12 protein-coding genes are annotated in these 12,530 nt (G+C 72.7%); 5 read left to right on the forward strand and 7 right to left on the reverse strand.

Annotation, left to right across the window (positions count from 1 at the left end; all coding sequences use genetic code 11):
* Positions 1-205: 205 nt before the first annotated feature.
* The 3 genes from QFZ75_RS15245 to QFZ75_RS15255 form a co-directional block, all read right to left on the reverse strand.
* A complete protein-coding gene (locus QFZ75_RS15245; protein ID WP_307537351.1) occupies positions 206-436 on the reverse strand; it encodes a hypothetical protein in 231 nt (76 codons plus the stop codon).
* 792 nt (positions 437-1,228) lie between these two features.
* Positions 1,229-2,011 (reverse strand): response regulator transcription factor, encoded by a 783-nt coding sequence (locus QFZ75_RS15250; RefSeq protein ID WP_307537353.1) that lies wholly within the window; start codon positions 2,009-2,011, stop codon positions 1,229-1,231.
* Positions 2,008-3,291, reverse strand: coding sequence for an ATP-binding protein (locus tag QFZ75_RS15255; protein ID WP_307537355.1), 1,284 nt, complete (start codon positions 3,289-3,291; stop codon positions 2,008-2,010). Before QFZ75_RS15255 ends, QFZ75_RS15250 begins: the two co-directional genes overlap by 4 nt.
* Positions 3,292-3,590: 299 nt before the next feature.
* On the opposite strand from QFZ75_RS15255, the gene QFZ75_RS15260 reads away from it, so the two are divergent.
* Together QFZ75_RS15260 and QFZ75_RS15265 are read left to right on the forward strand one after the other, a co-directional pair.
* A complete protein-coding gene (locus QFZ75_RS15260) occupies positions 3,591-5,036 on the forward strand; it encodes a PspC domain-containing protein (protein WP_307537357.1) in 1,446 nt (481 codons plus the stop codon).
* Complete coding sequence (locus QFZ75_RS15265) at positions 5,023-5,259, forward strand: hypothetical protein (RefSeq protein ID WP_307537358.1); 237 nt, start codon at positions 5,023-5,025, stop codon at positions 5,257-5,259. Before QFZ75_RS15260 ends, QFZ75_RS15265 begins: the two co-directional genes overlap by 14 nt.
* A 61-nt stretch (positions 5,260-5,320) precedes the next feature.
* Here the strand turns inward: QFZ75_RS15265 and QFZ75_RS15270 are convergent, their stop codons facing one another.
* Both QFZ75_RS15270 and QFZ75_RS15275 read right to left on the reverse strand, forming a co-directional pair.
* The gene (locus QFZ75_RS15270) at positions 5,321-5,860 is read right to left on the reverse strand and encodes a DoxX family protein (RefSeq protein WP_307537360.1); all 540 of its coding nucleotides are present in this window, start codon (positions 5,858-5,860) and stop codon (positions 5,321-5,323) included.
* Positions 5,861-5,995: 135 nt separating this feature from the next.
* On the reverse strand, positions 5,996-7,297 hold the full coding sequence (locus QFZ75_RS15275) for a hypothetical protein (protein ID WP_307544497.1): 1,302 nt from the start codon (positions 7,295-7,297) through the stop codon (positions 5,996-5,998).
* A gap of 198 nt (positions 7,298-7,495) precedes the next feature.
* Here QFZ75_RS15275 and QFZ75_RS15280 point away from each other — a divergent pair, with 198 nt between their 5' ends.
* Positions 7,496-8,479 (forward strand): DUF4429 domain-containing protein, encoded by a 984-nt coding sequence (locus QFZ75_RS15280; protein WP_307537362.1) that lies wholly within the window; start codon positions 7,496-7,498, stop codon positions 8,477-8,479.
* A gap of 58 nt (positions 8,480-8,537) precedes the next feature.
* Here the strand turns inward: QFZ75_RS15280 and QFZ75_RS15285 are convergent, their stop codons facing one another.
* Entirely contained in the window at positions 8,538-9,332 is a 795-nt protein-coding gene (locus QFZ75_RS15285; RefSeq protein ID WP_307537363.1) for a class II aldolase/adducin family protein, read from the reverse strand.
* A gap of 272 nt (positions 9,333-9,604) precedes the next feature.
* Here QFZ75_RS15285 and QFZ75_RS15290 point away from each other — a divergent pair, with 272 nt between their 5' ends.
* Positions 9,605-10,198 (forward strand): hypothetical protein, encoded by a 594-nt coding sequence (locus QFZ75_RS15290; RefSeq protein WP_307537365.1) that lies wholly within the window; start codon positions 9,605-9,607, stop codon positions 10,196-10,198.
* Positions 10,199-10,227: 29 nt separating this feature from the next.
* Positions 10,228-10,710 carry a pyridoxamine 5'-phosphate oxidase family protein gene (locus QFZ75_RS15295; protein WP_307537366.1) on the forward strand — a complete coding sequence of 161 codons (483 nt, stop codon included), beginning with the start codon at positions 10,228-10,230 and terminating at the stop codon, positions 10,708-10,710.
* A gap of 30 nt (positions 10,711-10,740) precedes the next feature.
* Here QFZ75_RS15295 and guaA read toward each other — a convergent pair whose 3' ends face one another.
* Complete coding sequence (gene guaA / locus QFZ75_RS15300; RefSeq protein ID WP_307537368.1) at positions 10,741-12,318, reverse strand: glutamine-hydrolyzing GMP synthase; 1,578 nt, start codon at positions 12,316-12,318, stop codon at positions 10,741-10,743.
* Positions 12,319-12,530 lie beyond the last annotated feature (212 nt).

Consider the following 12,530-nt stretch of genomic DNA (forward strand, 5'->3'; position numbering starts at 1 on the left):
GGGATTGCCGTACGAGGGTGAGTCGGACGGTCGTTCCGAAGCGGACGGCACGCTTGTCGTAGCTGGCGCGTCACGACGCCACGGGCCTGCTTGAGCAGGCCGATCCGGCACTCGATGCGGTGTCCGGCCTTGCACTTCTCGCGCTCGGGGCCCGACGGGTATCCGCCCGCCGAGCCCCGGCGGAGGCTCCTTCGCAACTTCCCGGTCAGGGGAACACCGGCGTCACCACCGGCTGGCAGTCGGCGCCGCAGTCGGCATCGGCCCACAGCGCCAGACCACTCACTGCGAAAAGCACGACGAGGACCAGGACGAAGAGGAGACGCCAAGGCAGTTCCAGCGCCCCGGGGCCCCAGAGCCATGACCTGCCGATGATCAGCAAAAGGACAGCGACGGGCAGAAGTACGCCTCCCAGGATCCCCAGCAGCGCCGAAAGCATGAACGGCCTCCCTCAAGAGCGCGGTGAACGACCGGCGAGATCATTTTTCGGACAGGGCCCAGGGCTGCGGCTGCGCAGGGAAGAACATGGTCACTATGTACCCCATGGCGTCGGCGACGATCCGGTCCACCGACGCCACCTCCACGGCGGGAAGCTGGGCCGGGTGACCTGAAATGCCAGGACGCCGCCTGGTCGCCTCGGCCAGGCTGGGGTGGCATCTTGTCGCGCAGCCGCCGCTGTACGAGCGCGCGGGGCGAGTGCACCGGCTCGGGAAGCCCGGCGACGAGGGACCGCGTCAGACCGGCCCGTGTCGCACCACGGGCGAGCCAGTCGGAGGCGAGTTCTTCGAGGGCGGCACAGTCGACGGCGGAGAGCACCGAGCGAGGCTCTACGCGCCCGCGCCGGGCGAGCGCCTCGTACGCGAGGGAGCGGCGAGCCCGCCCTGCGGACCCGGGCCCCTCGGCCTGAGGGGCTTGTCCGGCCCGATCGACCTCTTGCTCCAGCTCCTGGGGCGATACGTCAGCGGGGGTGGCCACGGACACGGGAGCGGCGCACCCCTCTGCCGAGGTCTCGGACCGTGGTGACCCATCGGGGAGGGCGGAACCGGGCCCCGCCGTCGGCCCGTTGCGGGCTCTGGACGCTGCCCTGGACGCGGATATCAGGCTGACGGCCGGGCGCGTCGTCGCGCACAGGGTATCGGCGTGATCGCGCACGTGCCCGCCGGACGGTCGCGCGGCTTCGGGGCCCTGCCGGTCCCGTCGCACCAGTCGTCGTGCCGCACCAGTCGTCGTGTCACACCAGTCGTCGTGCCGTCGCCCAGCGTGTCAGCTCGTGGCGGTTGGACAACTGGAGCTTGCGCAGGACCGCCGAGACGTGGGACTCGACCGTCTTGACCGAGATGAAGAGCTGCTTCGCGATCTCCTTGTACGCGTAACCGCGGGCGATCAGGCGCAGGACCTCGCGCTCGCGCTGGGTGAGGCGGTCGAGGTCCTCGTCGACCGGCGGGGCGTCGGTGGAGGCGAAGGCGTCGAGGACGAAGCCGGCCAGGCGGGGGGAGAAGACGGCGTCGCCGTCCTGGACGCGGAAGACGGAGTCGACCAGGTCCGTGCCGGTGATCGTCTTCGTCACGTAGCCGCGGGCGCCGCCCCGGATCACCCCGATGACGTCCTCCGCGGCGTCCGACACGGACAGCGCGAGGAACCGGACCGGTCGCTCGGCGTCGGACATCAACGGCGCGCAGCGGCGCAGCACTTCGACGCCTCCGCCACCCGGCAGGTGGACGTCGAGCAGGACGACCTCGGGGCGGGTCGCGGTGATCACCGTGACCGCCTGGTCGACGTCGGCGGCCTCGCCGACCACCTCGACGCCGGTCCGCGCGGTCTCCCCGATCTCCGCCTGGACCCCCGTACGGAACATGCGGTGGTCGTCGACGAGCACCACGCGCACCCGCCGCCCGGGACCGGGTCCGGCTTCCGCCGGACCCTCGGCCGCACCGGTCGCGCCCGTCGCGCCGGCGTTCGCCCCGGTCGCCCCGGTCGCCCCGGTTGTCCCGGTCGGTTCGTTCGCGTCGCTCATGTCTGTGCCCTCTCCATCTCCAGCTCGACCTCCGTGCCGCCGTCCGGCACCGCGCGCAGCCTGGCCGTACCGCCGTTGCGCTCCATGCGGCCGATGATCGATTCTCTGACGCCCATGCGGTCGGTGGGTATCGAGTCCAGGTCGAATCCGGGACCGCGGTCCCGGACCGACACGAAGACGGTCCTCCCCTCGACCTCCGCGAAGACCTGCACCGCGCCGCCCTCGCCACCGTACTTGGCCGCGTTCACCATGGCTTCCCTCGCGGCCTGCATCTGGGCGCCGACCCGGTCGTCGAGCGGGCAGTCGCCGACGACCACGACCTCGATGGGGACCCCGTGCTTGTCCTCCACCTCCGCCGCACTGCGCTTGACGGCCTCGGCGAGGGTGCCGGGCTCCTCCGCCTCGTCCTTGCCGGTGCCCTCCGGTTTGTAGAGCCAGTTGCGCAGGTCGCGCTCCTGGGCGCGGGCGAGGCGCCGGACCTCGCTCGCGTTCTCCGCGTTGCGCTGTATCAGCGTCAGCGTGTGCAGCACCGAGTCGTGGACGTGGGCGGCGACTTCGGCCCGCTCCTGCGCGCGGATGCGCATCAGGCGCTCCTCGGAGAGGTCCTGGGTCATCCGCACGAGATACGGACCGGCCAGCAGCGCTATTCCGACGAGGACGGCGAGCGCGGCCTGCAGGACCGAACCGAGGTGGGCGGCGGAGCCCTGCAGCACGAATATCCCGGAGACGCCCGCGGCGACGAGCAGGACCCCGGCGGCGGAACGGAGCAGGGTGATCGTGCGCTTGCGGCGGCCGACCGCCATCCAGCGGGCCCGGCGCGCGTTGTCCGCCTGGCGCCAGACCAGGGCGACGCCCGCGCCGACCAGGACGGTGGGCCAGAGGTAGGCCTTGGCGCCGCCGCTCAGGTCGACGTTCCCCACGAAGACCATGGTGACGACGACCATCGCGAGCAGCGCGACGATCTGTCCCTTGTCGGGCTTGCGCGCCACGAGCCTGCGGCGGCCGTCGGGCGCGGTCTCGGTGGCGAGGGCGGGGGGCCGCTCGGCGTCCACTCCCCCGACGCCGAGCGGGACGAAGAACCAGAACGACGCGTACAGCAGGGCCCCGAGGCCGTCCGCCATGAACAGGCCCGCGAAGACCAGCCGCACCCAGATCACGGGCAGGCCGAGGTGCCCCGCGAGCCCCCGCGCCACGCCCCCGAGCCAGCGTCCGTCGCTGCTGCGGTAGAGCTTGCGCGGCGGCCGCGGGTCCTCGACGGTCAGGGCTGCGGCTTCCGGCATGCCATCGATGTTCACACGCCCGGCGCCACCGGGCATCAGGGTCGACCCCCGAGACTCCCCTGATCTTCTCTCCCGCCCTCCGACCGCTGCCCGGTCGGGCTTTCGGTCGCTGTCGCATCGGGTCCTCGGCAACCGCCGGGCCGGGTCTTCGGCCGCTGCCCCATCGGGCCTCCGGCCGCCTGCCGGGGAGCCCCGGCGGCGGATGCCGCCGGTATGAGGGTCGGCCCGGGGTGGAATTCAGGGTTCGGCCAGGGTCGTCCGGACTGCCGCGGAGCCCTCGCGGCCGTCACCATGGACGTATGAGCGATCAGCAGCACGCCGCGGCGGGGCCGGGGCCCGGTCCGGGCGCCGAGCCGCAGGACGCCGTGCCCGCGGACGCCCCGGCGCCCGTGGGCGCGGGGCCCCGCGCGCCCGGAGGCAGAGGGGGGGTCGCGGACCCGGTGGCGCCCGAGGTCCCGCGCAGGTTCCGGCGCGACCGGCGGCACAGGATGCTGAGCGGGGTGTGCGCCGGGCTCGGGCGGCAGTGCGACATGGACCCGGTGATCTTCCGGATCGTGCTCGCGGTGCTCTCGGCGACCGGCGGCCTCGGCCTCATCTTCTACGGCTTCGCGTGGCTCTTCGTCCCGTACGACGACGAGGAGGAGAACGAGGTGCGCAAGCTCCTCACCGGCCGCGTGGACGGCCAGGCGCTGACCGGTGTGCTGTTCGCCCTGGTCGGCTGCGGGGTGTTCCTCTCCATGCTGAACAACAGCGGCGTACTGACCTTCGCGGTGTTCCTGTCCCTGCTCCTCGCGGGCGCCGGCTACTGGTCGCGGCAGCGCGGCGCCGACGCCCCCGACCCCTCCCCCAGCTCCCGGCCGCGCCCGGGCCGGGGCGGTCCCATCGCCGCGCAGGCCGTCGCCGACGCCCCGCCGGAGGCGCAGGCTCCGCCCGTGCCCGTCGCCTTCCCCTCCTGGTGGCGCGAGCCCATCGTCAAGGACGGGACGTACGTGGGCGGCACGGGCTATCTGTGGGGTCCCAAGAGCACTCGGGACCGTGACATCGCGGCGGCGACCGCCATCGCGCGCGGCATCGTCGGCCGGGACATACGGGCGCACGCCCCGAAGCCGCGCGGGCCGCGCTGGATCGGCGGCCGAGTGGTCCTGCTCGCCCTCTTCGCGGGCGTCGTCGGGACGAGCCTGACCTGGGACGACCACATACTCGGCACCAGCCTGCAGACCGGCCTGGCCTGCGCGCTGGTGGTGCTCGGCCTGGGGATGGCGGTCAGCGCGTTCCTCGGGCGCACGGGAGCGGGGCTGGTCTTCTTCTCGGTCCTCACAGCGGGCCTGCTGGCGGGCTCGACGGCACTGCCGAAGGACATCGGCACGCACTGGCAGCGCGCGGACTGGGCACCGGCCACGGCGGCCGTCGTCGAGGAGCAGTACGACCTCGGCGCGGGTGTCGGCACGCTCGACCTCAGCCGGATCGACCTCGCCAAGGGGCAGACCGTGACGACGAACGCCGAGGTGGGCGTGGGGCAGTTCAGGGTGGTCGTACCGAAGGACGCGACGGTGAAGTTGGACGTCGAAGTGGGCGTGGGCGACATCCAGTTGCCCGGTGACGACAAAGAGGACGTGGACGTGGCTCCGGGCAAGCACAAGCAACTGACACTCAGGCCTGCGGGCGGGAGCGAGGACGGCGGCACGCTCGACCTCACTCTCGAAGTCGGCCTCGGACAGGCGGAGGTCGTCCGTGCTGCGTCATGAGTTCCAGCCCGGCCGGTTCATCGCGGGCTTCTTCGTCGCTCTCACCGGAGTCGTCTACGCGGGCGACGCGGGCGGCCTCTGGGACACCCCGTGGTTCGCGGTGGTCCCGCTCGTCACCGGAGGGCTGTGCCTGGCGGCCGTGGCGGGCAGCGTGGCCCACGGGATACGCCGCCGCAAGCGCCGCGCACAGCCCGCCCGGGACAGCACACCCGCCCCGGGCTGACCCCGGCCCCGGACGGACGCCCGGGGCGGGTTGAGGACCGGAGGGCCGGCCGAGGGCCGGCCTAGTAGGCGCTTGTCGTCCGGCGCCTCCGGCGGGCGCGGAGTGTCGCGTCGAGGGAGAACACGCCCGCTCCGGCCAGCACGAGAGGCAGCCAGGCGATCATGTAAGGGAGGTCGTTGCCGTAGTAGTACGGGTCCGCGGCCCAGCTCATCGTCAGCCAGAGGCTGAGGGAGATCAACGCTCCGCCGAGCGCGGCGAGGCGGGTCAGCAGGCCGACCAGGACCCCGATGCCCACCGCCAACTCGCCCACGGCGATGGCGTATCCGAAGCCGACCGGGTTCTTCAGGGACAGGTCGATCAGGGCGGGGACGGCCGACGAGTCGCGGACCGCGCGCATCATGTCGCCGATCGAGCCCGCCCCGGAGTCCGACATGAAGGCGCTGTCGGTGAGTTTGTCGAGCCCCGCGTAGATGAAGGTGACGCCGAGGAAGATCCGCAGCGGCAGCAGCGCGTACCGCGTGGCGGTGTCCCGCCAGTCACTGCCGCCGCCGTCGTCGTCCGCGTATCCGGAGTGCGTGTCCATCCGCATGCCGTGAGCCATAGCCTTCCGCCACCTCTCAACCGCCGAACGGTTCACCCCTCAACAAGACAATACGTACGGGCACCGATCCCCGCTCAAGGGAGGGCGGACAAATTTTCACCACGTCCACCCGATCGTCCCTTTTCGGGCGGAATCTCAGTCCGTCACATCGATCTCCACGCGGTTCGTCTCCACGCCCGCCGCGGTGACGACCTGCACCTCCACCCGTCCGGGCTCCACGTCCGCGGGCACCGGCACGGTCAGCACCGCGTCGGACGGATTGCGGAACCCGCCGGGCACCGGGACCAGCGGCACGTGCACGTGCACCGCGCCGATCCGCACCACCATCCGCGACAGCCGGTCCGCGCTCTGCGCCCCGGGCGGCACGAACCCGGCGCCCCGGATCTCGATGTCGTCCCCCGTGCGGATCGGCGCGTCCAGGTCCCCGGCCTCGCGTGCCCGCACGACGGAGAGGATCACCGGCCGGCCGCCCTCGGCGTACTTCGCGGCGACGTACGTGGCGGCCGAGATCAGCACCATGACCGCGAGCCCCCACGGCAGGTCCGGCAGCTGCTCGGGCCGCCGGGCCAGCCGTACCGCCGCGAACATCAGCGCGACGGCGCCCAGCACCACGTACTGCGTGTCGGCGAAGCTGCCGCGCCCGGAGTCGTCGGTCAGCAGGTCGGCGGCCCGGGGCCGGTCGGCGCGCACCTTCTGCAGCCGCTGTCCGAGCACCCGCAGACCCACCACCCGCCGCACCAGGACGGCGATCGCGCACACGACGGCGAGGACGGTCACGATGCCTGCGCCGCGGGCGAGTTCCAGGCCCGCGATGAGGGCGTCCCGCTCGGCGTGCGAGGACGCCCCGGCGAGCCGGCCCGCCAGCACCAGCACGGCGTAGACGACGAAGAGGACCCAGCCGGCGGCCACCACCCGGGAGGTGGAGAGCCGGTTGTCCTCGCCGACGACCGGCGCCAGCACCCCGCCCCGCGCCCGGTGGAACCAGGACGCGACGGTCAGCAGCACGGCCACGACGACCGCCGCGAGCAGCCCCGCCGTGCGCGCGGACGTCCAGCCCGCCCCGAGCGCGGTGAGCGACTGGACGAGGAGCAGGACCGTGACGGCCCCCCACACGGCGAACACGGTCCGCCGCCAGACGAGACCGAGCCAGACCTCGCCCTCGGCCCGGCCGCGTTCGGCGACGAGGTCGGCTGACTGGGTCAGCGCGTCCGACACCCACTGCCGGGAGGCGCCGGCCGAGTAGGCGACCGCGGCGGGCAGCCCCTGGCCCGACGCCAGTTCGTCCCGCTCGGCGAGGAACGCGGCGACGGCCCGCCGGTGCCCCTCACGCGCCCCGTACGGGCAGTCCCCGCAGGTGCAGCCCCCCTCGTGGCCACCCTGCCGGGCCCCCCGGCCGGTCTCATGCCCCGCCCCCTGTCCAGCCTCCTGCACCGCCACGCCCGCCGCCGCCTTCCGCACCGCTCCGTCGAATGTCCATCGGCCGTACATCCGCCCCACCGCACACCTGCGCGGCCGCACAACTGCCTTGTGACGACAGCGCATTGTGCCGTACCGCACACCCCCCGCGTTCGCCAGGTCCGGCCGGCGCGGGTGAACCGGCCACCCCCGTGTTGACCCGGCTGCGAGAATTCCCGTATGGCCGAGATCATCCAGCGCGACGGGACCTGGGCCTTCGACGGCAGCACGGTCCGGATCACCCCGGGACTGCACCGTTCCGTGCCGCTGTTCCGGCAGACGTACGGGGAGATCGCCGTGCCCCTCGAAGCGGTCGCGGGTGTCGTCCACGAACCCGACCGCAAGCGCGGCCGGCTGCGTCTGAGACTCCGCGAGGGCGCGGACCCGCTGCTCCAGGCGACCGGGGGCCGGCTGCCCGACGCGGCCGACCCGTACCGGCTGTCGGTGGACGTCGACCGTTCCGGGGTCGCCGAGTACGTCGCCGAGGAGATCCGGCACACCCTGCTCATCGAGCAGATACCCGAGGAGCCGGCCGGCGCGTATCTGCTGCCCGGGCCGCCCGTGCCCGTCTCGGTCCGTTCCAGCGACGGCACCGTCTCCTTCGACGGGACGAGTGTCCGTATCGACTGGAGCGACACCTCGGACCGGGTCAAGCGCGCGACGGGACCGCGCATCATCGGCGTACCGGATCTCGTGCGGGTGGAGTGGCTACCCAACTCCGGTTACGAGGACGGCTTCCTGCGGTTCGTGACCCACGGCTCGGTGTTCTCCGAACTGCCGCCGGAGAAGGACCCGTTCGCCCTCGACCTGTGGGGCAGCGCGCGGCGCGACCTGCTGACGGCCCTCGTCGCGACCGCGGTCACGGCCCGCCTCCCGCACCCGTCCACCCGGACCGGCGAACTCGCGCGGGGCGGTCCGCCCGCGCTCCCGCGCGCGACCGGCATCCCCACCGCCACCGGCGCCGTTCCTGTCCCCGCCCCCGCTTCCGTTCCCGGGGACCCGGTACCGCGCTCCGGACGGTCCCCGGCGCCCCCGGCGCAACCGCAGGACCTGCACGACGTACTCCTGCGGCGGCTGCGCGAGCTGGGCGAACTGCACCGCGACGGCGTGCTCACCGACGAGGAGTTCGCGACGACGAAGGCGGTCGTGCTGCGGGACTTCTGAACGAACAGCCCCTCGGCAGGCTCGTCAGGACAGCAGGTCCGTCAGGACAGCAGATCCGTCAGGACAGCAGGTCCGGTTCGCTGCGGCTGATGTCCTGCCACAACGGCTGGTAGTTGATCCACGCCACCAGGTCCCCGCCGGCCTGCTCCCGCGTCGCGACCGCCTGCTTGTGGTCGATGAGCACCGGGCGTCCCGCTGCCCGCGCGGTCAGCTGCACCTGGCAGGACCGTTCCATCGACAGGAACCACCAGGCCGCCGCGTCCACCGAGTCGCCGACGGTGAGCAGCCCGTGGTTGCGCAGCACGAGCGCCTTGTACGAACCGAGCGCGGAGGCGATCCGCCGCCCCTCCTCGGCGTCCACGGCCACCCCCGAGTACGCGTCGTACAGCGCGTGGTCCTCGTAGAACGCGCAGCTCTCCTGGGTGATCGGGTCGAGCAGGTCGCCGAGCGCGGACAGCGCGCGTCCGTGCACCGAGTGACAGTGGGCGACCGCGACGACGTCGGGCCGGGCGGCGTGCACCTGGGCGTGCACGGTGAACGCGGCCTGATTGACGTGGTAGCGGCCCTCCAGCACCTGTCCCGCCCCGTTGGCCATGACCAGGTCGCCGACAGTGACATGCTTGAAGGGCATCCCGAACGGGTTGACCCAGAAACAGTCGCTGTACTCCGGGTCGCGCGCGGTGATGTGGCCAGAGACTCCGTCCTCGAAACCGAGCCGCCCGAAGAGCCGCAGCGCGCCCGCGAGACGTTCCTTGCGGTGCCGGCGTTCGTCGTCGAGCGACTCGTGCATGGGAGGCATGGCGAACCGCAGCCGGTCGGTGGGGAGCGGCGGGGGCGGCGTGGGGCCGGGCATATGTCCTCCAGCCCTGGGGGCAGGACTCCGTACGGTGTTTACCGGCGGGAAATTACCGGCGGTCGGCGCAGGAGAACAGAGATGCAGGAGAAGAGAGTGCACAACCGTTGTACGGGGTCACTTGTCTGTCGGACCGGAGCCGTCACACTCGTCGGGCACCCGCGCCGACGCTCCCCGGAGGGACCCCCCGTGCACCGCCTTCCCCACCCGCCCCGCACGACGTACGGACCGCACCCCGCGACCGCGTCCGCGACCATGTCCGCGTCCCGCGCATGAAGAGAACCGAGCGTCGCGTCGCGACCCTGCTCAGACAGCTCGCCACGCGTGACGTGGTCGCCCTGGACGACACCGGCGGATCCCCGCGCCGCCTCGCCGCCCTCACCTACATCGCCGTGCAGTACGGCTTCCGGTACGACGGTGCGAGCAGGGCCGGCCAGACGCTCCGGGTCCGGCTGGTGCGCGACCCCAGCCCCGAGGCCCGCGAACGCGGTACGGCGGCGCTCGGCCGGCTCGCCGCGGGCCGCACCCCCGGGATGCGTCCCGGCACGCTGAAGCCGCTGCCGGACGTGGCACCGGCGGTGGAACTGCTCAGGGCGCGCATCGAGTTCGACGCCCTGGACGAGGATCCCGACCTGCGCCGCAAGGCCCTGTTCATGACCGCCAGCGCGGCCCTCATGACGCTGGTCCTGATCCCCGTGGGCTGGCGGGTGTCGCTCACCACGGGCGTCGCGATGGCCGCGGTGTTCGCGGTGTTCCTGCGCCTGGAGATGGTGCGCAAGGACCGGCTGGCCCGGCGGCTGCGGTCGGCGGGGCGCAACTCCGGCGGACGCGCCGCGCGCAACACCCTGCCCAAAAGGCGCCACTAGGTGTCGGGTATCGGCGCCACACTCGCCGTATGACTCGTACGACGTCGAACTGGGCGGCCCTCGTCGCCGCGGAACCGGAGCTCGCCGAGGCCGTCGAGGGACGGTTCGCGGCCTTCACGCACCACATCGTGGCGACCCTCCGCAAGGACGGCTCGCCCCGCACGTCCGGCCTGGAGGTCCGCTTCCTGGCGGGGGAGCTGTGGCTCGGCATGATGCCGGACTCCCGCAAGGCGCTGGACCTGCGGCGGGACCCGCGGTTCGCCCTGCAGGCGAATCCGGGTGCGGACACCGGGATGGGCGGCGGCGACGTGCGGATCGCCGGCCGGGCCGTCGAGGTCCACGACGGTGCGCAAAGGGCCCGGTACGTCGAAGAGGTGGAACCGCCGGAGCCGTTCCACCTCTTCCGCACCGAGCTGACGGAGGTCGTACGGACCCACGTCGAGGACGACACGTACCTGGTCGTCGAGATCTGGGCACCCGGAGTGCCGGTGCGCACCCTCAGGCGGACCTGAACCCCGGAGGAATCCGGGGTCCGGGGACGGCTACTCCCACTCGATGGTGCCCGGTGGCTTCGACGTCACGTCGAGGACGACCCGGTTGACGTCCGCGACCTCGTTCGTGATGCGCGTGGAGATCTTCGCGAGGACGTCGTACGGCAGCCGCGACCAGTCGGCGGTCATCGCGTCCTCGGAGGAGACGGGCCGCAGCACGATCGGGTGGCCGTACGTGCGGCCGTCGCCCTGGACCCCGACGGAGCGGACGTCGGCGAGCAGCACGACCGGGCACTGCCAGATGTCGCGGTCGAGGCCGGCGGCCGTCAGCTCCTCGCGGGCGATGGCGTCGGCGTCGCGCAGCAGGTCGAGCCGCTCCTTCGTCACCTCGCCGACGATCCGGATGCCGAGACCCGGGCCGGGGAACGGCTGGCGCTGGACGATCTCCTCCGGCAGGCCGAGCTCCTGGCCGACCATCCGGACCTCGTCCTTGAAGAGCTGGCGCAGCGGCTCGATCAGCTGGAACTCGAGGTCCTCGGGGAGCCCGCCCACGTTGTGGTGGGACTTGATGTTGGCGGTGCCGGTACCGCCGCCGGACTCGACCACGTCCGGGTAGAGCGTGCCCTGGACGAGGAACGCCACCTCCGGGCCCTCGTCCGCGATGATCTCCGCCTGGGCCTGCTCGAAGACCCGGATGAACTCGCGGCCGATGATCTTCCGCTTCTCCTCGGGGTCCGAGACGCCCTTGAGGGCGGTGAGGAAGCGCTCCTCCGCGTCCACGACCTTCAGCTGGACGCCGGTCGCCGCCACGAAGTCCTTCTCGACCTGCTCGGTCTCGCCCTTGCGCATCAGGCCGTGGTCGACGTACACGCAGGTCAGCTGCGAGCCGATGGCCTTCTGCACGAGGGCCGCGGCGACCGCGGAGTCCACGCCGCCGGAGAGGCCGCAGATGGCACGCCTGTCGCCGACCTGCTCGCGGATCAGCGCGACCTGCTCCTCGATGACGTTGCCGGTGGTCCAGTCCGGGCTCAGGCCCGCGCCGCGGTACAGGAAGTGCTCGAGCACCTGCTGGCCGTGCGTGGAGTGCATGACCTCGGGGTGGTACTGGACCCCGTACAGCTTCTTCTCGTCGTTCTCGAAGGCCGCGACCGGGACGACGTCCGAGGAGGCCGTCACCGTGAAGCCCTCGGGGGCCGCGCTGCAGGCGTCGCCGTGCGACATCCAGACGGACTGCTCGTCCGGGGTGCCCTCGAACAGGGTCGAGCCGGACTTCGAGACGTGCAGCGGGGTACGGCCGTACTCGCGGGCGCCGGTGTTGTCGACCGTGCCGCCGAGGGCGGTCGCCATCAGCTGGAAGCCGTAGCACATGCCGAAGACGGGGACGCCGGCCTCGAAGAGCGCGCCGTCCAGGCGGGGGGCGCCCTCCGCGTACACCGACGAGGGGCCGCCGGAGAGGATGATCGCCGCCGGCTTCCTGGCGAGCATCTCCTCGACCGGCATGGTGCTCGGGACGATCTCGCTGAACACCCGGGCCTCGCGGACCCGGCGGGCGATGAGCTGGGCGTACTGCGCGCCGAAGTCGACGACCAGGACGGTGTCGGGGGTGGCGGCGGGGGACGCTTCTGGCACGGTTTGCCTTCCGGCGGTTGAGCAGGGCTGTGGGTCTGATTCTAACGGTGGCCCGGGGGCGGGCGCCCGCGCCGGGGTTTTCCCCGCCCCTGCCGCCCCTGCCACCCCTTCCCGTCACCTTCCCGTCCCGTCCCCTGGGGGCTGCCGCCCCCGGACCGCCGCGATCGCGCTGCGCGCTCGTCCTCAAGCGCCGGACGGGCTGGACATCCAGC

The sequence above is a fragment of the Streptomyces sp. V3I8 genome, assembly GCF_030817535.1.
Classification (GTDB): Bacteria; Actinomycetota; Actinomycetes; order Streptomycetales; family Streptomycetaceae; genus Streptomyces.